The sequence below is a fragment of the Mesorhizobium sp. M0862 genome, from assembly GCF_040319795.1.
GTDB lineage: Bacteria > Pseudomonadota > Alphaproteobacteria > Rhizobiales > Rhizobiaceae > Mesorhizobium.
On record NZ_JAMYOJ010000005.1, the window covers coordinates 184,527 to 205,943 of the forward strand.

The 21,417-nt window shown below is 63.6% G+C and carries 22 protein-coding genes; 12 read left to right on the plus strand and 10 right to left on the minus strand.

Features of this window, described 5'->3' with window-relative positions:
- The first annotated feature begins 41 nt into the window (after positions 1 to 41).
- The 5 genes from NKI15_RS09910 to NKI15_RS09930 all read left to right on the plus strand — a co-directional run bounded on the left by NKI15_RS09910 (position 42) and on the right by NKI15_RS09930 (position 4,147).
- Complete coding sequence (locus NKI15_RS09910) at positions 42 to 707, plus strand: CvpA family protein (protein ID WP_352514235.1); 666 nt, start codon at positions 42 to 44, stop codon at positions 705 to 707.
- A gap of 108 nt (positions 708 to 815) precedes the next feature.
- Positions 816 to 2,297, plus strand: coding sequence for an amidophosphoribosyltransferase (gene purF, locus NKI15_RS09915; RefSeq protein WP_023672714.1), 1,482 nt, complete (start codon positions 816 to 818; stop codon positions 2,295 to 2,297).
- Positions 2,298 to 2,327: 30 nt separating this feature from the next.
- Positions 2,328 to 3,083, plus strand: a complete 756-nt coding sequence (locus NKI15_RS09920) for an SDR family NAD(P)-dependent oxidoreductase (RefSeq protein WP_023672713.1) — start codon at positions 2,328 to 2,330, stop codon at positions 3,081 to 3,083.
- A 77-nt stretch (positions 3,084 to 3,160) separates the two neighbouring features.
- Entirely contained in the window at positions 3,161 to 3,790 is a 630-nt protein-coding gene (locus tag NKI15_RS09925; RefSeq protein WP_023752520.1) for a hypothetical protein, read from the plus strand.
- A gap of 135 nt (positions 3,791 to 3,925) precedes the next feature.
- Positions 3,926 to 4,147: a hypothetical protein gene (locus tag NKI15_RS09930; protein WP_023689120.1), complete on the plus strand. Its 222-nt coding sequence runs from the start codon at positions 3,926 to 3,928 to the stop codon at positions 4,145 to 4,147.
- 153 nt (positions 4,148 to 4,300) lie between these two features.
- On the opposite strand, the gene NKI15_RS09935 is transcribed toward NKI15_RS09930, so the two are convergent.
- The gene (locus NKI15_RS09935; protein WP_023672710.1) at positions 4,301 to 4,807 is read right to left on the minus strand and encodes an OsmC family protein; all 507 of its coding nucleotides are present in this window, start codon (positions 4,805 to 4,807) and stop codon (positions 4,301 to 4,303) included.
- A gap of 289 nt (positions 4,808 to 5,096) precedes the next feature.
- Here NKI15_RS09935 and NKI15_RS09940 point away from each other — a divergent pair, with 289 nt between their 5' ends.
- From NKI15_RS09940 to NKI15_RS09950, 3 genes are all read left to right on the plus strand, one after another.
- Positions 5,097 to 6,602, plus strand: a complete 1,506-nt coding sequence (locus NKI15_RS09940; protein WP_023752519.1) for a S10 family peptidase — start codon at positions 5,097 to 5,099, stop codon at positions 6,600 to 6,602.
- A gap of 149 nt (positions 6,603 to 6,751) precedes the next feature.
- Positions 6,752 to 7,639 carry a DMT family transporter gene (locus tag NKI15_RS09945; protein ID WP_023689123.1) on the plus strand — a complete coding sequence of 296 codons (888 nt, stop codon included), beginning with the start codon at positions 6,752 to 6,754 and terminating at the stop codon, positions 7,637 to 7,639.
- A gap of 51 nt (positions 7,640 to 7,690) precedes the next feature.
- Entirely contained in the window at positions 7,691 to 8,599 is a 909-nt protein-coding gene (locus NKI15_RS09950) for a DMT family transporter (RefSeq protein WP_023727358.1), read from the plus strand.
- Positions 8,600 to 8,733: 134 nt separating this feature from the next.
- Here the strand turns inward: NKI15_RS09950 and NKI15_RS09955 are convergent, their stop codons facing one another.
- A complete protein-coding gene (locus NKI15_RS09955) occupies positions 8,734 to 9,597 on the minus strand; it encodes a LysR substrate-binding domain-containing protein (protein ID WP_023693978.1) in 864 nt (287 codons plus the stop codon).
- Positions 9,598 to 9,709: 112 nt separating this feature from the next.
- Here NKI15_RS09955 and NKI15_RS09960 point away from each other — a divergent pair, with 112 nt between their 5' ends.
- The gene (locus NKI15_RS09960; protein ID WP_023672705.1) at positions 9,710 to 10,120 is read left to right on the plus strand and encodes a tautomerase family protein; all 411 of its coding nucleotides are present in this window, start codon (positions 9,710 to 9,712) and stop codon (positions 10,118 to 10,120) included.
- Positions 10,121 to 10,123: 3 nt separating this feature from the next.
- Here the strand turns inward: NKI15_RS09960 and NKI15_RS09965 are convergent, their stop codons facing one another.
- Both NKI15_RS09965 and NKI15_RS09970 read right to left on the minus strand, forming a co-directional pair.
- Positions 10,124 to 10,630: an RES family NAD+ phosphorylase gene (locus tag NKI15_RS09965; RefSeq protein WP_023747923.1), complete on the minus strand. Its 507-nt coding sequence runs from the start codon at positions 10,628 to 10,630 to the stop codon at positions 10,124 to 10,126.
- Complete coding sequence (locus tag NKI15_RS09970; protein ID WP_023747924.1) at positions 10,627 to 11,115, minus strand: Xre family toxin-antitoxin system antitoxin; 489 nt, start codon at positions 11,113 to 11,115, stop codon at positions 10,627 to 10,629. Before NKI15_RS09970 ends, NKI15_RS09965 begins: the two co-directional genes overlap by 4 nt.
- Positions 11,116 to 11,314: 199 nt before the next feature.
- Here NKI15_RS09970 and NKI15_RS09975 point away from each other — a divergent pair, with 199 nt between their 5' ends.
- A complete protein-coding gene (locus tag NKI15_RS09975; protein WP_023747925.1) occupies positions 11,315 to 13,537 on the plus strand; it encodes an AMP-binding protein in 2,223 nt (740 codons plus the stop codon).
- 157 nt (positions 13,538 to 13,694) lie between these two features.
- Here the strand turns inward: NKI15_RS09975 and pssA are convergent, their stop codons facing one another.
- On the minus strand, positions 13,695 to 14,510 hold the full coding sequence (pssA, locus tag NKI15_RS09980; RefSeq protein ID WP_023672701.1) for a CDP-diacylglycerol--serine O-phosphatidyltransferase: 816 nt from the start codon (positions 14,508 to 14,510) through the stop codon (positions 13,695 to 13,697).
- 3 nt (positions 14,511 to 14,513) lie between these two features.
- The gene (locus NKI15_RS09985; RefSeq protein WP_348524476.1) at positions 14,514 to 15,572 is read right to left on the minus strand and encodes a phosphatidylserine decarboxylase; all 1,059 of its coding nucleotides are present in this window, start codon (positions 15,570 to 15,572) and stop codon (positions 14,514 to 14,516) included.
- Here NKI15_RS09985 and NKI15_RS09990 point away from each other — a divergent pair.
- Positions 15,478 to 16,158: a lysozyme inhibitor LprI family protein gene (locus NKI15_RS09990; RefSeq protein WP_198020994.1), complete on the plus strand. Its 681-nt coding sequence runs from the start codon at positions 15,478 to 15,480 to the stop codon at positions 16,156 to 16,158. The genes NKI15_RS09985 and NKI15_RS09990 overlap by 95 nt on opposite strands.
- A gap of 11 nt (positions 16,159 to 16,169) precedes the next feature.
- Here the strand turns inward: NKI15_RS09990 and NKI15_RS09995 are convergent, their stop codons facing one another.
- Positions 16,170 to 17,429 carry a DMP19 family protein gene (locus tag NKI15_RS09995; RefSeq protein ID WP_023747928.1) on the minus strand — a complete coding sequence of 420 codons (1,260 nt, stop codon included), beginning with the start codon at positions 17,427 to 17,429 and terminating at the stop codon, positions 16,170 to 16,172.
- A gap of 210 nt (positions 17,430 to 17,639) precedes the next feature.
- Here NKI15_RS09995 and NKI15_RS10000 point away from each other — a divergent pair, with 210 nt between their 5' ends.
- Positions 17,640 to 18,530, plus strand: coding sequence for an SMP-30/gluconolactonase/LRE family protein (locus tag NKI15_RS10000; protein WP_023685668.1), 891 nt, complete (start codon positions 17,640 to 17,642; stop codon positions 18,528 to 18,530).
- On the opposite strand, the gene NKI15_RS10005 is transcribed toward NKI15_RS10000, so the two are convergent.
- The 3 genes from NKI15_RS10005 to NKI15_RS10015 form a co-directional block, all read right to left on the minus strand.
- Positions 18,509 to 18,844: an antibiotic biosynthesis monooxygenase gene (locus NKI15_RS10005; RefSeq protein ID WP_023685667.1), complete on the minus strand. Its 336-nt coding sequence runs from the start codon at positions 18,842 to 18,844 to the stop codon at positions 18,509 to 18,511. The two genes, NKI15_RS10000 and NKI15_RS10005, sit on opposite strands and share 22 nt — an antisense overlap.
- Before the next feature lie 283 nt (positions 18,845 to 19,127).
- Entirely contained in the window at positions 19,128 to 21,008 is a 1,881-nt protein-coding gene (locus NKI15_RS10010) for an ABCB family ABC transporter ATP-binding protein/permease (RefSeq protein ID WP_023747930.1), read from the minus strand.
- Positions 21,009 to 21,033: 25 nt separating this feature from the next.
- Positions 21,034 to 21,369 (minus strand): ArsR/SmtB family transcription factor, encoded by a 336-nt coding sequence (locus NKI15_RS10015; RefSeq protein ID WP_023703210.1) that lies wholly within the window; start codon positions 21,367 to 21,369, stop codon positions 21,034 to 21,036.
- Between the last annotated feature and the right edge of the window lie 48 nt (positions 21,370 to 21,417).

Here is a 21,417-nt window from a genome sequence, read left to right on the forward strand (position 1 = left end):
CGCCCGAGCCGTGAAAAGACAATCTGAGTGGGGCGAAAGACATGCCGATTACGCTGCTGGACGGAATTCTCGTCGGCTTCACCCTGGTCTCGGCGATGCTCGCCATGGTTCGCGGCCTGTCACGCGAAATCCTGTCCGTCGTGTCCTGGGCGGCTGCCGCCGCGGCGGCATTCTTCTTCTACAAGCCGGTGCTGCCTTACGTTCAGCCCTATGTCGAAAGCGACAAGATCGCCATGGCGGCATCCGCCGGCATCGTCTTCCTCATCGCGCTGATCGTCGTTTCCGTCATCACCATGAAGCTTGCCGACTGGATCATCGATTCCAGGATCGGCGCGCTCGACCGTACGCTGGGCTTCCTCTATGGCGCCGCGCGCGGCGTCCTCGTAGTCGCCGTGGCGCTACTGTTCTTCAACTGGCTGGCCGGCGCCAAGGCCCCTGCCTGGATCGCCAACGCCAAGTCGAAGCCGCTGCTCGAGACCATCGGCGCCAAGCTGGAAAGCCTGCTGCCCGAAGATCCGGAAAACGCCATCCTGAAGAAGCTCAATCCGAATCAGGCGGCAGCCGAGACGCCTCCGGCGGCCGATGCACCGGCGGCGGATGCTCCGGCAACCGGTGACGATACGCCGGCGCCCGACGACGAGACCGACGCTCCGGCCGATAACGCACCCGCGCCCGCTGCTCCGGCTCCGGCCGCGCCGGCAAACTGATACGGACGGATGGTGCCGGACAGGCGCCATCCCGGCAGTTCCGGCCTGACTACGTTGCTTTCGCGGCGCTATCGCACTATATGGCCATTTTAGCGGAGCTTGAGCCCCATGGCAGTTTCGAAGGCAGACGCGGACGACGTGCTTTCCGCCGAAGCAGACGATCATTTCCACGACGAATGCGGGGTGTTCGGCATTTTCGGCCGGCAGGACGCTGCGGCCATCGTAACGCTAGGCCTGCATGCGCTGCAGCATCGCGGCCAGGAAGCGGCCGGCATCGTCTCCTATGACGGCACGCAGTTCCATGTCGAACGCCATGTCGGCCTGATCGGCGACACCTTCACCAAGCAGCACGTCATCGACAGCCTGCAAGGCAACCGTGCCATCGGCCACACGCGCTATGCCACGACCGGCGGCGCCGGCATGCGCAACATCCAGCCCTTCTTCGCCGAACTCGCCGATGGCGGCTTTGCCGTCGCCCATAACGGCAATCTCACCAACGCCATGACCGTGCAGCGCGCGCTGCAGAAGCAGGGCGCGATCTTCTCGTCGACCTCCGACACCGAGACGCTGCTGCATCTCGTTGCCACCAGTAAGGAACGCGATTTGAATTCGCGCTTCATCGACGCCGTGCGTCAGGTCGAAGGCGCTTTCTCGCTGGTCGCGATGACCTCCAAGAAGATGATCGGCTGCCGCGATCCGCTCGGCATCCGCCCGCTGGTGCTCGGCGACCTGGACGGCGCCTGGATCCTGGCCTCCGAAACCTGCGCGCTCGACATTATCGGCGCCCGCTTCGTGCGCGACCTGAAGCCCGGCGAAATGGTCGTGGTGACCTCGAAGGGCATCGAGAGCCTGTTCCCCTTCGAGCCGCAGAAGACCCGCTTCTGCATCTTCGAATATGTCTATTTCGCCCGCCCGGACTCCTCGGTCGAAGGCCGCAATGTCTACGAAGTGCGCAAGCGTATCGGCGCCGAATTGGCGCAGGAAAGCCCGGTCGAGGCCGATATCGTCGTGCCGGTGCCGGATTCCGGCACGCCGGCGGCAATCGGCTTCTCCCAGGCGGCAGGCATCCCCTTCGAACTCGGTATCATCCGCAACCACTATGTCGGCCGAACCTTCATCCAGCCCGGCGATTCGATCCGCCATATGGGCGTCAAGCTCAAGCACAACGCCAACCGCCGGATGATCGAGGGCAAGCGCGTGGTGTTGGTCGACGATTCGATCGTGCGCGGCACCACCAGCCAGAAAATCGTGCAGATGGTGCGCGACGCCGGCGCCAAGGAAGTGCATATGCGCATCGCCTCGCCGCCGACCAGCGCGTCGTGCTTCTACGGCGTCGACACGCCGGAGAAGTCGAAGCTTTTGGCATCGCGCATGTCGATCGAGGAAATGGCCGAGTTCATCCGTGTCGATTCGCTCGGCTTCCTCACCATTGACGGGCTCTACCGCGCCGTCGGCGAAGCCAGCCGCGACAATGAGCAGCCGCAATTCTGCGACGCCTGTTTCACCGGCCAGTACCCGACCCGCCTGCTCGACTTCGAAGGTCACGACAATGTGCGCACGCTGTCGCTGCTGGCGAACAACGGGGCGTAAAGCCCAACTGCTATCCTTGAAAGCGCTCGCATGACCCTCGACCTCTCCGGCCGCGTCGCGGTCGTTACCGGCGCCTCGCGCGGCATCGGCTACTTCATCGCCAAGGAACTTGCCGCCGCTGGGGCCCATGTCATTGCGGTAGCCCGGACCGTCGGCGGGCTGGAAGAACTCGACGACCAGATCAAGGCCGAGCGCGCGAAAACCGGCAAGGGCGAAGCGACGTTGGTGCCTCTCGACCTCTCAGACATGGCCGGCATCGACCGGCTGGGCGGCGCCATTCACGAGCGCTGGGGCAAGCTCGACATTCTGGTGGCCAATGCCGGTGTGCTCGGCGTCATCTCGCCGATCGGCCATGTCGAGGCCAAAACCTTCGAGAAGGTTATGACCATCAATGTCACCTCGACCTGGCGGCTGATCCGCTCGGTCGACCCGCTGCTCAGGCTGTCCGACGCCGGCCGCGCCATTCTCATGTCGTCCGGGGCCGCGCATTCGGCGCGCGCCTTCTGGGCGCCCTATGCGGCGTCGAAGGCGGCTGTGGAAGCCATGACGCGTTCCTGGGCGCATGAGACGCAGAGCCTGCCGCTCCGCATCAATGCGGTCGACCCCGGCGCCACCCGCACCGCCATGCGTGCGCAGGCCGCGCCCGGCGAGGATCCGGAAACGCTGCCGCACCCGTCAGAGGTGGCAAAACGCATCGTGCCGCTGGCGAGCCCCGAGATGAAAGAGACGGGGCTGATCTTCCAGGTCAAGAACAACCGCTTCGTCGCCTACCGGCAGCCGGAATAAACCGGGTTGTAGCGGGATTAAACAGGCCTCCAGTTACGTTTCTTCGAATGTAGGACATTCGAAACCGGAGGACCGACATGCGTAGACTTCTTCTCGTTGCCGCCGCCGCGATTGCCGCCACAGCCGGGGTGGCGCTGGCGCAAGACGCCAAGATGAGTTTCTTCGTCACCAGCGTCGGTTCCGGCAAGGGCGCCGATCTCGGCGGTCTCAAGGGTGCCGACGCGCATTGCGCCTCGCTGGCGGAAGCGGCTGGGGTTACCGGCAAGGAATGGCACGCCTATCTCTCGAGCGCCAATGTCGATGCGCGCGACCGTATCGGCAAGGGTCCCTGGGTCAACGCCAAGGGCGAGAAGATTGCCGATGACGTCGCCTCGCTGCACAGCAACGCCAACGCCATCAACAAGCAGACGGCACTGACCGAGAAGGGCCAAGTGGTCAATGGCCGCGGCGACAAGCCGAACCGGCACGACATATTGACCGGCTCGAAGCCTGACGGCACCAAGCTCGCCGACCAGACCTGCGGCGACTGGACCTTGAGCGGCGCGGAGGGCGCGGCGATGATGGGCCATCACGACCGCACCGGCCTTGATGAGTCGGCGGCGGCGAAATCCTGGAACTCCTCGCATGCCTCGCGCGGCGGCTGCAGCCAGGAGGCGCTGAAAGGCACCGGCGGCGACGGCCTGTTCTACTGCTTTGCGACGAACTGAGAGACGTCTGGGAGCGGTTCGTTCACGGGTCTGTGATGATCCGGCAGGTCCCTCCCCGCTCGCCCTGCTTTCGCCATCAGCCGGGAGTTGCTAGGGTCGACCCGACTCCGACACTCAGCAAAGCGAGGAATTCCCATGGCTGCTCCCAGCGTAGCATTGGTCTGGTACCTGGTGATCGCCGGCCCGCAAGGCGGCATGGTGGTGCTGCCCAGCACCTTCGACACCCGCGAACAGTGCACAAACGCGATTACCGAATATCAGAAGCAGCCGACGCCGGCCGGCTGGGCGGTCAACTGCGTGCCGAGCGCCTCGCCGTTTACCGATGAGGGCGACGCGGAAGAGCCTGCTGCGCAGTAGCGCAATCTCCCCCCTCGAGGGGGAGATGGCCGGCAGGCCAGAGGGGGTCGCCTCGCGTAGAGTGCCAACCTCCTTCCGCACAAAGGGCGTCGCGTCCAGTCGGCCCGACCCCCTCTGTCGCCTTCGGCGACATCTCCCCCTCAAGGGGGGAGATCAGGCGCGCGCACTCACCGTCAGCTCCGGCTTGCTGTTGATGGTCTGGAACACCACGCAATAGCGTTCGGTCAGCTTGATGAGCGAATCGATGCGCGCCTGCGGCTCATCCGTGTCGAGGTTGAAATTCAGCCGGATGGCGCGAAAGCCCACGGGGGCGTCCTTGGCCACGCCCAGCGTGCCGCGAAAGTCGAGATCGCCTTCGGCCTCGACGGTGGCTGCGCCAAGCCTGAATTCCAGCGCCGTCGCCACTGCCTTCAGCGTCACGCCGGCGCACGCCACCAGCGCCTCCAAAAGCATATCGCCCGAACACAATTCGAGCCCGGAACCGCCGGTCGCCGGATGCAGGCCGGCGACCGCCAGCGCCCTGCCCGTCTCGACCTTGCAGGCAATCGACTGGTCGTCGATGGAGCCTTTGGCGCGAAGCGTGATCAGCGCTCGCGAGGAATCGTCGCGATAAGCCTCCTTGATCGGTGCCTGCATGGCCTTGAGTGCGGTGGCGTCCATGTTGCATTCCTTTTCGAGTCCGTCGCGCTTTGATAGCACTGATATGCCGGCGAGACAGCGCCCCCCTCTGCCTGCCGGCCACCTCCCCACAGGGGGGAGATCTGCAGCTTCGCCGATGGCGCTTTCTACGCCGGCGATTAGCGAAGGCGGTCGCGACATCCAATCTCCATCCCTGTGGGGGATGTCCGGCAGGACAGAGGGGGCGTGAAGGAACGCTAGCTCGCGAAGAGTTACTTTGACTTCGACCGCCCGAGCCATACCTAAGCAGAGTCATTCCCGCGGAGGCATCATGCCGTTCAAGCTGAAACTGATCTCGCTTACCCTGTTGGTGCTTGCAGCCTTCGCGCAGCCAGTCGTCGCCGAAACGCCCGAGCGCCCCGCACCGGCAGGCGGCGTGCTGTCGCTGCTGCCGGCACCGCAGACGACCAGCCATTCAATCACCATTGCCGGGCGCAAGCTGGACTATCAGGCTAAGGCCGGCACGCTGTCACTGCTATCCGGCAAGGGCGAGGTCACCGCGGAAATCTTCTATGTCGCCTATACGCTGCCGCCACTGGCGGGCGCGGAGAAGGCTCGCCCCATCACCTTCGTCTTCAATGGCGGCCCGGGCGCGGCATCCGCCTATCTGCATCTCGGCGCACTCGGCCCGCGTGTCGTCGCGACCGGCGCCGATGGCCAATTCCTGCCGCCGCCGCAAAAGCTGATCGACAATCCCGACAGCTGGCTCGACATGACCGACCTCGTCTTCGTCGATCCGGTCGGCACCGGCTACAGCCGCGAGGCCCCCGGCCAGGACACAAAAGATTTTTGGGGCGTCAGCCAGGACGCCAGTTCGATCGGCGCTTTCATCCGGCTCTATCTCGCCCAGAACGGCCGCACCGGATCGCCGCTCTTCCTTGCCGGCGAAAGCTATGGCGGGTTCCGCGCGGCACTTCTCGCCAGGACCCTGCAGGAAGATGTCGGCCTGAGCCCCAACGGCATCGTGCTGATCTCGCCTGCACTGGAGTTCACGCTGGTGCTGCCCGACGAATTCCAGCCACTGCATTGGGCGCTGGAACTGCCCTCGCTGGCGGCGGTGCGCCTGCGCAGCGAAGGCCTCAGCGGCGAGGCGCTGCGCGAAAAGCTCGCCGAGGTCGAACACTATGCTATGGGTGACTACCTCACCGCTCTGGCCGGCGGGCTGGAACAGGGTGGGCGGCTGGCCAGCCAGCGCGTGGCCGAGATCACCGGCCTGCCGCTCGACCTCGTGCAACGCAATTTCGCCCGCATCCCGACCGCCCTGTTCGCGCGCGAATTCCAGCGCCCCAGTGGCAAAGTGCTCAGCCCGTATGACGGCACCATCGCCACCAGCGACATCGCCCCGGAGAGCGCCCGCAGCGCCGGCCCGGATCCGGTGCTCGACCGCAGCGTGCCGGCGCTGACCTCGGCCTTTGTCGGTTATGCGCGCGACGAGCTGAATTTTCGCACCGATGTCAGCTACAGGTTGCTCAATGGCGATGTGACCCACGCCTGGGACTATGGCGGCTCGCGGCAAGGCTATGCCGGGGTGATGGACGATCTGCAGCGGGCGCGCTCGCTCAACCCGGGGCTCGGCGTGGTGATCGTCAACGGCGACACCGATCTGGTCACTCCCTATCTGGCCTCACGCTATCTGGTGAGCCAAATCCCGACGCTCGGCGGGGCAAAACCCATCCGTCTCGACGTCATCGAGGGCGGCCACATGATGTATCTCAGGCCGGGCGGCCGGCGCGCCCTGAAGGAGGCCGCTTCGGAGCTCTACCAGGCAACACAGTGAACGGCGTGCCCACGCTGTCGGCCAGGCTGCGCCAACGCAAGCTTGCCACTGGCGTAGCGCCCCGCAGGCTTTCGCCCGTGTAGCCTGCAATGGGAGCCTGATTGGGGCAGGCTTCTTCTTCGTCCTCTTGACAGCGCCGGACACGCCGCATGGCCGATATTGCCATTCTGGAAACCCGCGAAAGGGTGCTTGCCGGCATCCTGTTCACCGGCTGCGCCTATTTCCTGTTTTCGACGCAGGACGCCGCGATCAAGCTTCTGGTCGTCGGCATCAGCGTCTGGCAGATCATGTTCTTCCGCTCGATCGCTGTGCTTATCGGCTGTGCTGCAATCGGCGGACCGCCCATCTTTGCCGACACAATGCGCTCGCCCATCGTGCGGCCGATGCTGGTGCGCAGCGCCTTCACGCTCGGCGCCTGGCTCTGCTACTACAACGCGGCCCGCTCCCTGCAGCTGGCCGAACTCACCACCATCTATTACGCCGCCCCGATCATCGTCACCGTGCTGTCGGTGGTGATGCTTGGCGAAAAGGTGCCGCTGTTGCGCTGGCTGGCGGTGTTCATCGGCTTCGTCGGCGTCTTCATCGCCTGTGATCCCACTCGTCTCGGCTTGTCCGTGCCGATGCTCTTGGTACTGGCTGCGGCAGTGCTGTGGGGCATTGCCGTGGTGCTGTTGCGCAAGACGGCGCTGGCCGAGCGCACGCTGATCCAGCTTGTGCTCAACAATTTCTACTTCCTGGTGTTTTCCACGGTGCCGGCGCTGTTGGTCTGGCAGATGCCGGACTGGCGCCAGTTGCTGCTTTTGATCAGCGTCGGCGCGCTCGGCGGCGTGGCGCAATTTATGCTGTTCGAAGGCATGAAGCGGGCGCCGGTGTCGATCGTGGCGCCGTTCGAATACACCTCATTGGTCTGGGCCTTCGGGCTCGGCTTTGCGATCTGGGGCGACGTGCCGCGTCGCGAGGTGTTTCTGGGGGCGGCGTTGATCGTCGGCGCCGGCCTGCTGATCATCGGCAACGAGCATTTCCGCAAGCGGCTATGAGTACCCCGTGCTGACAGCATGGTGGCAGGAGAAGACGGATAGGCTGCTGAGATGACGGAAGCGCTCGACGGCCCAGGCACCACAGATACCGCTGCCGATCGTACGCTCGGCATCATGCTGGTGGCGGCCTCGGCGGCTTTCTTCGCCCTGACCGGCGTGCTGACCAAATCGATCCACGCCGACCCGCTGACCATCACTTGCTGGCGCGGCTTTGTCGGCGCGATCCTGATCACCTTCTATGTGCTGTGGCGCCGGCGCCGCTCCGGCGGGCGGGAAAGCTTGCGGCTTGGCTGGCGCGGCTGGTTGCTGGCCCTCGAGGGCGCCGCGGCCAGCATCGCCTTCATCTCGGCGTTCAAATTCACCTATGTCGCCAATGTCGCGGTCATCTACGCCACCGCGCCCTTCATCACCGCGCTGCTCGCCTTCGTGCTGGTGCGCGAGCCGTTCCGGGCGCAGACGCTTGCCGCCGCCGCCGTTTCGCTGTGCGGCGTGGCGATGATGGTCGGCTCCGGCTTCGGCAGCGGTCATCTGTTTGGCGATGGGCTCGCGCTGCTGATGACCGCCGGCAGCGCGCTCTACATGATCATGGTGCGCGCCTTCCGCGACACGCCGGTGGTGTGGGCGGGCGCAGTCTCGGCGCTTCTGCTGTTCGTGCTCGGCTGGTTCGTCACCGACCCCCTGGCGATTTCTGCTCGCGACGCCGTGCTGCTCGTCGCCTTCGGAGGATCGTTCGCGGCGGCGTCGATCCTGTGGACGGAAGGCTCGCGGCTGATCCCTGCGCCCGAGTCCGGCCTTCTCGGTGCCGCCGAAGTGCCGTTTGCGATCCTGTTCGCCTTCCTGTTCCTCGGCGAGATCGCGCCGGCCGCCAGCCTGATCGGCGGCGCCATAGTACTGTGCGCGGTTTTCGCCCATGCGGGGCGCGACTGGCTGGCCGCGAGAAAAAGTGCGGCAACCCAATAATTATTTTCCAAGTCATGGAACCATCATGCGGATCAGGCAGTTTTATGTGCGACGGGTCACCCCCCAAGTCCCCCCAAACCCCTCGACCCGTCCTCCTCAAAGCCGACCGTAAAGGTCGGCTTTTTCTTTGGACATCAGCCGGCAAAGCCGGGCAAGGCGAGGTTGTCGCTGAGCAGGATGGCAAGATCGCGCGCCGGCCGCTCGGCGCCCTGGCCGAGTTTTATCGCGAATTGCGCTGTCGGCACCGGCGGCAGGGCGAATTCGCGCGGTGCTTCGGCAATGCCTGAATGGGCAAAGCGGGCGGTGCGCAAGGTCAGCGCGATGCCGGCATTGACCGCCGTGCGCAAGCCGGCAAGGCTGGCGCTGCCGGCGGCAATGCGGTAGCGGCGGCCGGCAGCATCGAGGGCCGCGAGTGCTGCTTCGCGAAAGCCGCAATAGGGGTCGAGCAGCGCCAGCGGCAATTCCTCTTCCCGCACGGCAAGCCCTTTTTGCGAGCACAGCCACAGCATCGGCTCACTGAACAGCCCGACTTCGTCATTGGCCGGCGTCTTGCGCATGACAACGGCCAGATCGAGCTGCCCGGCCTGCAGCGCCTCGCCAAGCTCGGCCGAACGGCCAACGCGGAGTTCGACCCTGACGCGCGGATGGCTGGTCGCGAAGGCGCGCAGCAGCTCCGGCAGGCCGCTATCGGCGAAATCCTGTGTCGTGCCGATGGCGACGCGACCAGCGGCACGCGCGCCCTTGAGCGCCAGCCAGGCCTCGCTGTGCACGGCAAGAATGCGGCGGGCATGACCGACAAGATCCTCGCCGGCCGGCGTCAGCCCGCGCCCGCGCCCCTGCGCCACCAGCAGCGGTTCGCCGACGATCTCCTCCAGACGCTGCATCTGCGCGGTCACCGCCGAGGGCGAGCGGCCGACAGCAGACGCAGCCTGAGCCAGCGAGCCGCCATCGACAAAGGCAAGGAAGGTTTTGAGCAGATCGGGATCGAGAGCTTGCATGCTTCGATAATACAGAACCTTTTGTTCGAAACAATTCGATTTTTTTGATTCAAAGATGATGGCATTGTCTCTCCAACGGCAAACAGACGCCGCTCAAACGAAGGAGAGAAAAATGCCCATCATCAACATCAGCGTCACCGGCAAGCCCGACGCCAAGCTGTCCGCCACAATCGCCAAGGAAATCACCGAGCTGACGGCAACCCATCTGCGCAAGGACCCGACGATTACCGCCGTCGCCGTCACCTATGTCGACCCGCAGCATTGGTTCGCCGGCGGCAAATCGCTGGCGGAGCATGGCGCCAACACCTTCTGGCTCGACATCAAGGTGGTCGACGGCACCAACACCAAGCTGGAACTGGAGGCTTATCTGAAGGCGATCTTTGAGGCCTTTGGTAAGTTGCTGGGTGGTGTGCACGAGGAAAGCTATGCCTTCGTGCATGAAGTCCCGGCCGCTGCTTACGGTTATGGCGGCAAGTCGCAGGAGTTCCGGTTCATCAGTGGGCGGCTGAAGGCCACGGCCTGATTGCTACCCAGCGGGAGGATGAAGCCTTGTATCAAGCACGAAATCCTCCCGGAGATGCAAGCTATAAAGGCCTGCCGCCCGATTGGGATCGAATACCAGGTTCCAGCTGTGCTGGGATACCGCGCTGGGGATCAGAAAGAACGGATGCTTTGCCAGCAGACCATCGCCGAACTGCTGCTGTCCCGCGCCTGGGATGCCGGGACGCAGCCAGTTCGCGTTCGGAATATCGTCGGTTTGGACCACATAAATCTCTGATGGATCGACGATGTCGAATGCCGTCAGCACGTGAGGGACAGCATCCAGCGTGCGAAACCCCTTGTGGACCGCCACCTCCAAGATGGCGGTCGACGGGTCGATGGACGCATATACGGCTCTGATCCCTTTGCTGTTCCACCTTCCCCCAAGCTTGAAGGCTCCTTCGCCACTGTCCCAGCTCGCCTTGAAGCGTCTATGATCAAGCCTCCAGCCCAAAACCTGCCCTGTTCCGAGGGAGCCCGGCAAAGGCGTCACGCGTAGACACCATAGTCGAGCCGCTCAAGAAACTCCTGCACAAGCGCAGTGCCCGCCGCCGTGGCCAGCAGATCGATCGGCCGGCGATTGTCCAAACCCATGGCAGGCTCGATCATCCATTTTTCCGCTTCTTCCTGAGTCCCGAGCACGGACGTGGCCTTTGTCAGGAGCTTGGCGAAGTTCCAGGTTCTGGAACCTTGCTCCCGACTGAGGGTCTTGGAGTGATCCGCTTTGCGCCGCTGAAATGTCCGCTCGCTCATGCCGAACGCGGTCTCAAACGCATCGGCGGGATCAATGACCATCAGATGCCTGACGAGGCTTTCGAGCGCCTGGCCCGGAATTCCATGCAGGATCATTTCATGTGCCTCAAGAGGACTGGCTACCGAGAATCCAAGAACCTTCCGTCCACCAAACAGGTCGACCATCCGTTCGAACTCCGGCTCCATATGCGGTGCCTCGGCAAAACCCACCGGGGAACTGGCCATATTACCTCTCCGTCACGTGTCGCTTTATTTACGACACGTGTCGCAATATTTCAAGGTCTGCGTTTGGATCATTGCCTGGTGAGGTCAGGTGGAACACCGCTCCCTCGCACCCGCGCATTGACCTTGCCCCCCATTGCGCTACCCTCTGCTCTCCAAGCGGACGAAGAGCCGCATACCGGACCGTTGGGAGAGACGCGGCATGATCCTGGCACTGGCGCTGCTTGCAGGCCTCGTGGTGGCCTGGCTGCTGATTGGCGCGATCGAGACCTTTCGCCTGGACCTGCGCTTCACCCAGGCGCTGCTCTATGTGCCGTTCAAGCTTACCTACCGGATGGAGGACCGGCGCATCCGCATTGCCCGCAACGCGCCGACGCCGGTGATCTATGTGGTCTCGCACCAGTCGCGCTTCGAGCCGGCGCTGATGCTGTCGCTGCTGCCCGACGACACGCTGCACATTCTCGACGAGGCCTCGGCGCGCTCGCCCTGGATGGAGCCTTGGCGCGAGCTTGGCCGCACCATCGCCTTCAACGCCGAGCATCTCTTCGTCAGCCGGCGGCTGGTCAGGGTGCTGAAGGGTAAAGGCCGGCTTGCAGTCTATCTGCCCGATGACGTCGAGCCCGATGTGAAGACGTTTCGCCTGTTCCGCGCCGTCACCCGCATCGCCATGCAGGCCGACGCCCGCATCGTGCCGATCTTCGTCACCGGCGCGCGCGACCTGCCGGTTTCCTTGACGCCAAAGAACCGGGCGCCGCGCCACTGGTTCCCAAAACTCTCGATCAGCGTGCTGGAACCAATGACGATTGCCGAACTGGTGGCGCGCAACCCCGACCAGGCTTCCAACACAAATGCGTTGTTCGACCGCATCGCCGAGGCGCGGCTTTATGGCAGCAACCTCGATCGCGGCCTGTTCCTGGCCATGCGCGATGCCGCGGATCGCACCGGCGCCTCGCACCCGATCATCGAGGATGTGATCAGCGGCTCGCTCAGCTATCGAAAAATGTTCATCGGCGCGCGCGTGCTCGGCCGCCGTTTCGAGGCGGTGGCGGCGCCCGGCGAAGCGGTCGGGGTTTTGCTGCCCAACGCCAATGGCGTGGTGCTGTCCTTCGTCGGCCTGCTCTCGGCCGGCCGGGTAGCGGCGATGATCAACTACACGGCAGGGCCGGCCAGCGTAACCGCCGCGGTGCGCACGGCAGTCATCCGAACAGTGGTTTCCTCGCGCGCGTTCGTCGAGAAGGCGGCGCTTGCCGACATCATCGCCGCGGTCGAGGCCGGCGGCGCCAAGATGCTGTGGCTGGAGGATGTGCGCGCAAGCGTCACCACACTGGAAAGGCTCGCAGCAGCGGTGCTCTGGCGGTTCCCGCTGCAGCGGCAGGCTGCGGCCAAGCCCGCCGCAATCCTGTTCACCTCAGGCTCGGAAGGCACGCCCAAGGCCGTGGTGCTGTCGCATCGCAATCTCCACGCCAACGCCATGCAGGCTGAGGCGCGCATTACCATTTCGCCCTCCGACATCCTGCTCAACGTACTGCCGGTTTTTCACTCTTTCGGCCTGACCGGCGGCACCATCCTGCCGCTGGTGACCGGGGTGAAACTGTTCCTCTACCCGTCACCGCTGCACTACAAGATCATCCCGGAGATCGCCCGCAAGGTGAAGCCGACCATCATGTTCGGCACCGACACTTTCCTTGCCAACTATGCCCGCACGGCCAAGGATGGCGATTTCTCCAGCCTGCGCTTCGTCGTCGCCGGCGCGGAAGCGGTGAAGCCGGAGACGCGGCGCGTTTATCGTGAGCGCTTCGATGCCTCGATCATCGAGGGGTTCGGGCTGACGGAGGCCGCTCCGGTCGTCGCCGTCAACACCGCCATCCATGGTCGCGACGGCACGGTCGGACGGTTGTTGCCGGCGATGCGCATGAAGCTCGAACCGGTCCAGGGTATCGAGGGTGCCGGCCGCCTGTGGCTCGACGGGCCGAATTTGATGATGGGCTACATGACCGCTGACCGGCCCGGCGAATTGCAGCCGCTGGACGGCTGGCACGACACCGGCGACATCGTCTCGGTAGACCGCGAAGGCTTCATCACCATTCGCGGCCGGGCAAAACGCTTCGCCAAGATCGCTGGCGAGATGGTGTCGTTGGGTGCCGTCGAGATGCTGGTGCAGTCGCTGTGGCCGGAAGAGCGCCACGCCGCGGTGGCGGTGCCGGACAAGAGGCGCGGCGAGCGCATCGTGCTGGTCACCACCGCCGACGACGCCGATCCGGAAGAACTGCGCGCCTTCGGCAAGAAAGCAGGGGCGGCCGAGCTGATGGTGCCCAACGACATCGTCAAGGTCGAGGAGATCCCGGTGCTGGGTTCCGGCAAGACGGATTATGTCTCGACGCAGAACCTGGCGATCGAGAAGCTGGGGTTGGGCCTGGCGGCTTAGCTTATCTCCCTCCTCGAGGGGGAGATCGCCGGCAGGCCAGAGGGGGTCACCTCGCGTGAAGCGCCGACGTCCTCTTCGCTCAAACGAGGTCGCGTCCGGGGCGTACCGACCCCCTCTGTCGCCTTCGGCGACATCTCCCCCTGGGGGGAGATAACAACTACCCGATATCCGAAGGCGGCACTTTTTCGCCCTCGCGCTTGGCGCGCTTCGAATACGCCCGCACGCTGAAAGGCAGGAAGATGAGATAGCCCGCGACAGAGGCAGTCAGCGTGTACCAGGGATAGGTCATCAACAGCAGCACGTAGAGCACGACCGCCAGGATGATCGGCAGCACCTTGTCGCCCGGCACTTTCAGGCTTTTGCCGGAATAGACCGGCAGCCGGCTGACCAGCAGGAAAGCGACCAGGACGGTGAAGCCGGTGGCGACGAAGGCCGTCAGGCGGTCGGGCTCGAGACCGAGCCGCAGGAACGACAGATAGAGCGGCAGCATAACCAGCACGGCGCCAGCCGGCGCCGGCACGCCGACGAAGTATTCGCTCTGCCAGATCGGCCGGTCATGATCTTCGTCGAGCACGTTGAAGCGGGCGAGCCGCAGGCCACAGGCGATGGTGAACAGAAGGGCTGCGATCCAGCCGAATGAGCCGGCGCGGTCGAGCAGGAAGGCGTAGAGCACCAGTGCTGGTGCGACGCCGAAATTGACGATGTCGGCCAGCGAATCCATCTGCGCGCCGAATTTGGATGTCGCCTTCAACATGCGCGCCAGGCGCCCGTCTATGCCGTCCAGGAAGGCTGCGAGCAGCACCATCACCACGGCCGGCTCGAAACGGCCCTCGAAGCCGAAGCGGATGCCGGACAGGCCGGCGCAGATGGCAAGCACGGTCACCAGATTGGGCAGCACCATGCGCATCGGAATTTCGCGGATGCGAGGGCCGCCGCTGCCATGTGCCTCGAACTTTTTAAACGGCGCGCCCACCGCTTACGAGATCCTGACGAGCGGGGTTGCGGCGATGCCGCCGAATTCGGCGAGCACAGTTTCACCTCCGACCGCCGTCTGGCCGACGGCGACGCGCGGCACCGCGGTCGAAGGCAGGAAGACATCGACGCGCGAGCCGAAGCGGATCAAGCCGAAGCGTTCGCCGATGGCGATCGAACCGCCGGTCTCGGCCCAGCAGACGATGCGGCGTGCCACCAGGCCGGCGATCTGCACGGCGACAACGATGCCGTTGGGACTGTCTATGACCAGCCCGTTGCGCTCGTTCTCCGAGCTTGCCTTGTCGAGTTCGGCATTGAGGAACTTGCCCGGCCGGTGCTCGATTTTGATGATGCGGCCGCGCACCGGAGCGCGGTTCACATGGCAGGAAAAGACGTTCATGAACACTGAGATGCGGGTCATCTCGGTGTTGCCGAGGCCAAGCTCGCGCGGCGGCACGGCCGGGCCGACCGCCGAGATGACGCCGTCGGCGGGACTGACCACCAGCCTGTCATCGACCGGGGTGACACGCCCGGGGTCACGGAAGAAATAGACGCACCAGGCGGTCAGGATCAGGCCGATCCAGAACAGCACCGAGGAGAAATAGCCGAGGAACAGCGTGCCCGCACCAAAGGCGGCAATGAACGGATAGCCCTCGCGATGGATCGGAACGAAGGCATTCTTGATCGAATCGACAAGGCTCATCGGATGGGGCTCATGGGATGGGGGCGGTCCCTGTTTCAGGTCCGGCCTCAATACCGGAAAGGCTCCGTTGCCGCAACGCAACATTGGGCAAGGCCGCATCGTCCGCAGCCGGCAGGAACGGTGACGTGCTTGCCTGTCGGCTGCTTTGCCGCCAGAATTCGAGCCAACGCCGGCTGAACGTGCGGCGAAAAGGCCGACTGCCATGGCGCCAAATTCAGGCAAAACGTATCTTGTTGCCATACGATCGTCAGCCGTGGGTGCCGTTTTGACCGTACTTGTGGCAGCGAGCGACCACGCAGTTGCGCAAGGCAAGCCATCCTTCGACTGCGCCAAGGCCGCCAGCGTGGCGGAAAAGGCCATTTGCGCCGATCCGGTCCTGGCGCAAGCCGATGCCGACGTCGCGAAGAATTATACCGCGCTGCTGAAGAGGCTCGATGCTCATGCCGGCAAGGCGCTGCGGGACGACCAAAGCGATTTCATCGCGTATCGCGACCAGATCGCCGGCTTCAACGAAAGTTCGCCCAAGGACCAACAGACTTTCGATCTCGGCGAATTCCTGCGCGACCCCGCAACCTTCCTGTCCGGCATACGCAAGCCCCCCGATGCAGGTTTGATCGGCACATGGAGCAGCGTGCGCGGCAGCGTCGACATCAAGGCTGTTGGCGGAGGCAAGGTCGAAATCTCGGAAGATGTCGTTTCCAATCCAGTCTCGGAAAGTGGGTCATGCGAGATCGACGGCACGGTCGAGGAGCGCAACACTCTGCGGCTGGTCGACCGTGCCGTCGACAACGACAACCCAACCGGTTTTGTCTTTACCTTCCGACGCGACGGCGATGCGCTTGTCGTCGAGCAGAGCGGCGCCGGCAAGGATGGCAGATCGGAGCCCCTGTCATGCGGTGCCAACGGCCATGCCGATGGCACGTTCTTCCTGACTGAGAAAAAGTAGGCTTGCTGTCGCTAACCCGCCGCAGCGGAGCGATCAAAGTGGGCATTGAGCTCGGCCATAGCGGCCTCAGCGAGGCTTTCATCATCCTTACCGCGCAAGAGCACACCGCCGTTCCGCAACGATTGGAAAATGAAGACTTGGCCTGATGCCAGCACCACCCAATTCACGATTGCTCCTTCCTCCTTCTGCACCACCGAATTCGCAGAAACGATGGCATCCGTCGGGTCGAAGCCTGCCTTGCGGAGCAGGAGGTCGACGGCGGCGGGAGCATGGTATTGTTCCGCCAACTCAATGACCGCTGTGATCTCGGGCTCTTCAGCAATGCCAAGCTTGGCGCCAACTTTCGGGGCGTTAGCCGCTAGCGGGCTCTCGCCTGGCGGTATGACAAGCAACTCTTCTGGAGCGATGTACTCGTAGACTGTGACGTGTGTCTCCGTCGCACTGCATAGTCGGGTCTTCTTCGCGCTGGTCTGAAGTTGAAAAACCAGCTGTTTCTCTCCTTCTATGTTCAGCATCCTTGCCATGCCGAACGCGATTTTGATCTCGGGCGGCGCGATCTTGGCGCAGGCAAGGCCGGCCCCGACATCGCGCCAGCTCAAGATCATCTGGCCTGCCAAGTTGCCAACGGACTTATGAAGAAGCCTGCCTTCGCGCTTCGGATTGGCCATCACCAGCCGGTGTATGACGTCGTCGTAATCGTCACTATCGACAACTTGCAGATCAGGCCATGACGCGATCCAGCGCGCCAAAAGGTTTTCCATGGGCGCGGCCTCATCCGCAACGTAGAACGCATGATCAAGTGTATCGAGAAAATCATCCCGCCCGCCCTCGAAGCCCGTCTGCCGGGCGGCTTCGTTGGGATGGTCTGCAATCCAGCTGGACATCTTTTCCAAAGTCGCAAGCTGGCCCTTTGCGCCACAAGCAGTGAGTCCAGCTCGTGCGTTGGCAATCATGGCGCCGATTTCCTGCCCGGCATTGTGGATGAATTGACTATGGCCGCCGTTCTTTACCTCCGAAGAGTACGAGTCGGCATGAAGGACCTGCATCGCCTTGGTGTCGATTTCGGGATAACGATAGAGTCCTTTGGAAACCATCGCTGTGACGAATTGCATGACAGCGAAGACGAGAAAAAACGGCTTTTCATCAGGATCCTCGACGTTCGAACGCAGTACGACGACTGGCAACGGCAGGCCGAATTCCAACTGCTTTCCAGAATCTGATGCCGACTTCTCGGGCGTTTTCTTGGATTTGCGGGAAAAGAAACCGAACATCGAAAATACTCTCTTGGTCGCAAAACTTGCGCGAACGGGTTATTTCCGCTGCCCTCAAGGATTAAAGGCACTCTGATCCAGAGGCATCCGCACGATGGTTTGCCAAAATTGTCGGTCATGTCGGGGCGCCACAGATTCACACGTCCTTGGCAGGAAAGCGCTTCGCGACAATGCCGAATTGCGGCGAGGCGACAAACCAAGGGATCCGCAATGCCATCCTCGAAATCAGTCGCCTTGAACGCCAAGGTCATTACAGAAGGCCTCGCTTTCGGGGAGTCGCCGCGCTGGCACGAGGGACGACTTTGGGTCTGTAATTGGGGCACCGGCGAGATCGTCGCGGTGGGTGTGGGCGGCAAGAGCGAGGTGATGCTCACGGTGCCTGCGATACTACCCTATTCGATCGACTGGCTGCCGGACGGGCGGCTGCTGGTCATTTCGGGGCGCGAAGGGCTGTTGCTGCGGCAGGACGCGGACGGGACGCTCGCCACCCATGCCGATTTGAGAGAACTGTCAAAGAGCCCGTGGAACGAGATCGTCGTCGACGGGCGCGGCAACATCTATGTCAATGGCGGCGGGTCGGCGCCTGCACCGGGCGAGCATTTCGGGCCCGGCACCATCGTGCTGATCACGCCGGACGGCTCGGTTCGACAAGTGGCCGAGAACATCGCTTTCGCCAACGGCATGGCGGTGACGCCGGACAACAGGACACTGATCGTGGCGGAGTCGCATGCCAACCGGCTGACCGCCTTCGATATCGCGGAGGATGGCGGGCTTTCCAACCGCCGGGTCTGGGCCGATCTCGATGGCTTTCCCGACGGCATCTGCCTCGATGCCGAAGGGGCTGCCTGGTACGCGGATGTTCCCAACAAGCGCTGCGTGCGGGTGCGGGAAGGTGGCGAGGTGTTGCAGACAGTCGATGCCGATCGCGGCTGCTTTGCCTGCATGCTGGGCGGGCCGGATGGCACGACACTGTTCATCGTCGCCGCCGAATGGCGTGGTTTCGAGAACATGATCAGCGATGCCCGCACTGGCCAGGTGCTGAGCGTCGAAGCGCCCGCACATGGCGTCGGCTGGCCGTCTTACATCTCGGGTAGACGCTGATAGTTGGCGATATCGGCCTTCACACCCAGCCGGGCAATGGTCTCCTGCGGGTTGAAGCCCGCCCGCTCATGGGCTGCCTTGACGATCGGCACGACATTGTCGACGGCCGCCTGGTTTTCCCATTCGACAATGGTGACCAGGTTGAACTCGCCCGGGCCCGAAAATTGCTCGAGCACGAAATCCTGGACGAAGCCTTGCTGCAGACGCAGCAATTCATGAGTCGCCCTGACCTTGCGAAGGATTTCTTCACGGGCCTCGGCAGGAACGACGAATTTGTCGACCCTGAACACGGCTGCCTCGGCAAGTTTATCCATTTGAATCTGTCTCCGTTCTTGAACGACTTGGGTTCGGTGGCTCAGGAACGGGTTTGCGATCTCAACTTAGGTTGAGGTCAAGGGGAAACTTTCGGTGGTGATGATGGCGACGACGCTGCATATCTCCCCCCTTGAGGGGGAGATGGCCGGCAGGCCAGAGGGGGTCGGTTCGACTGGATGCGCCCCCCTTGCGACCGATGAAGGTTAGCGCTCCACGCGCTGCGACCCCCTCTGTCGCCTTCGGCGACATCTCCCCCTCAAGGGGGGAGATAGCGCTCCGCCCCTAGTTCACCTCCGACGTCCTTCTGCGGACGACCACCCCCAGCTCATCGCTCTCGCGTGCAATGCGCAGACGCTCTTCGGCTTCCGTCGCCTCGCGCTGGCGATCCCACATCGAGGCGTAGAGGCCATGTTGGCGCATCAGCTCGGCATGGGTGCCGCGTTCGGCGATCTCGCCGTCCTTGAGTACGATGATCTCGTCGGCGGTGATCACCGTCGACAGGCGGTGGGCAATGACGATGGTGGTGCGGCCCTTGCTGACCAGGTCGAGGGCGGCCTGGATCTCCTGCTCGGTGTGGCTATCCAGCGCCGAGGTCGCCTCGTCGAGCATCAGGATCGGCGGCGCCTTCAAAATCGTGCGGGCAATCGCCACGCGCTGCTTTTCGCCGCCCGACAGTTTTAGCCCGCGCTCGCCGACCATCGAGCGGTAGCCTTCGGGCAGTCGTTCGATGAACGGGCCGATCTGGGCAAGCTCGGCGGCTTTCTGCATGTCTTCCTCGCTGGCGCCGATGCGGCCGTAACGGATGTTGTAGGCGACGGTGTCGTTGAACAGCACGGTGTCCTGCGGCACCATGCCGATGGCGCCGCGCAGGCTCGCCTGCGTCACATCACGGACATCCTGGCCGTCGATCAGCACCTGACCGCCCTGGACGTCGTAGAAGCGGAACAAGAGCCGCGAAATCGTCGACTTGCCGGCGCCGGACGGGCCCACGATGGCCACCGTCTTGCCGGCCGGAACTTCGAAGGAGACGCCCTTCAGAATCTTGCGGCTGGGGTCGTAGGCGAAGTGCACGTCGCGGAACTCGACCTTGCCGGCTGTAACAGTGAGCGGCTTGGCATCCGGCTTGTCGGTGATTTCCTGCGGCACATCGAGCAGGTCGAACATCTGCTCGATGTCGGTCAGCCCCTGGCGGATTTCGCGGTAGATGAAGCCGATGAAATTGAGCGGCACCGAAAGCTGCATCAGCATGGCGTTGATGAAGACGAAATCGCCGACCGTCTGCGTGCCGGCCTGCACCTCCAGCGCCGACATGCACATGACGATGACGGTGCCGAGACCGAAGATGATGCCCTGGCCGAAATTCAGCCAGCCGAGCGAGGTCCATATCCTGGTCGCCGCCATTTCATAGCGCGCCATCGAACGGTCGAAGCGCTCAGCCTCCATACCCTCGTTGTTGAAGTATTTGACGGTCTCGTAGTTGAGCAGCGAGTCGATCGCCTTGGTGTTGGCGTCGGTGTCGCTGTCGTTCATGTCGCGGCGGATCGAGATGCGCCAGTCGCTGGCGCGCACCGTGAACCAGACGTAGAGCCACACCGTGGCCGCCACCACGACCACATATTTCCAGCCATAAGTGTAGGCGAAGATGCCGGTGGTCAGCGCGAATTCGAGGATGGTCGGCGCCGTGTTCAGCATGATGAAGCGCACGATCGTCTCGATGCCCTTGGTGCCGCGCTCGATGATGCGCGACAGGCCGCCGGTGCGGCGCTCGAGGTGAAAGCGCAGCGACAACTGGTGCATGTGAACGAAGGTGCGGAACGCAAGCTGGCGCACCGCATACTGGCCAACGCGGGCAAACAGCGCATCGCGCAGCTGGTTGAAGCCGAGTTGCACCAGCCGCACGACATTGTAGGCGACGACCAGCATCACCGGCGCCAGCAGGAAGGATGGCAGCGGCGGCGGCGATTTGGCGTCACCGGCTAGAGAATCGGTCGCCCATTTGAAGAAGTACGGCCCGGCAACCAGTGTCAACTTGGCAACGACCAGAAGCAGCGTTGCCCAAGTGACGCGTGCCCTGAGATCGGCGCGGTCGGCCGGCCACATATAGGGCCACAGATTGCGCAAGGTGCCGAAGGTCGAGCTATCGGAAACGGTTTTTTCTGCCACCTTGTCTTGCCTTTTGGGTGAGAAATCAGCGGCCGGAGCAGCAGGAATTGACGAGTGCGGTCAGCGATGCGGAAACGTCGGCGAGCGCGGCGCGGTCGAGTTGATAGCGCGAGCGCTGGCGGTCGGGCTCGAAGCGGACCAGCCCGGCTTCGACCAGGATCTTCAGATGCTGGGACACGGTGGACTGCGCCAGATCGAGATGATCGACCACCTCGCGGCAGCAGCAGGAATTGCTGGCCGAGAGATGTCTAAGGATCTCGATGCGCGCCGGGTGCGAGAGTGCGGCGAAGCTCGCGGCAACGGCGCGGCTTTGGGGCGGTGCGCAGTTTGCGTGGTCTGGTTCAGCGAGCGAGTCTGCCATCGTTCATCGGCGATAGACGATGAACGGGTGCGTGGCAAGCTAACCCGA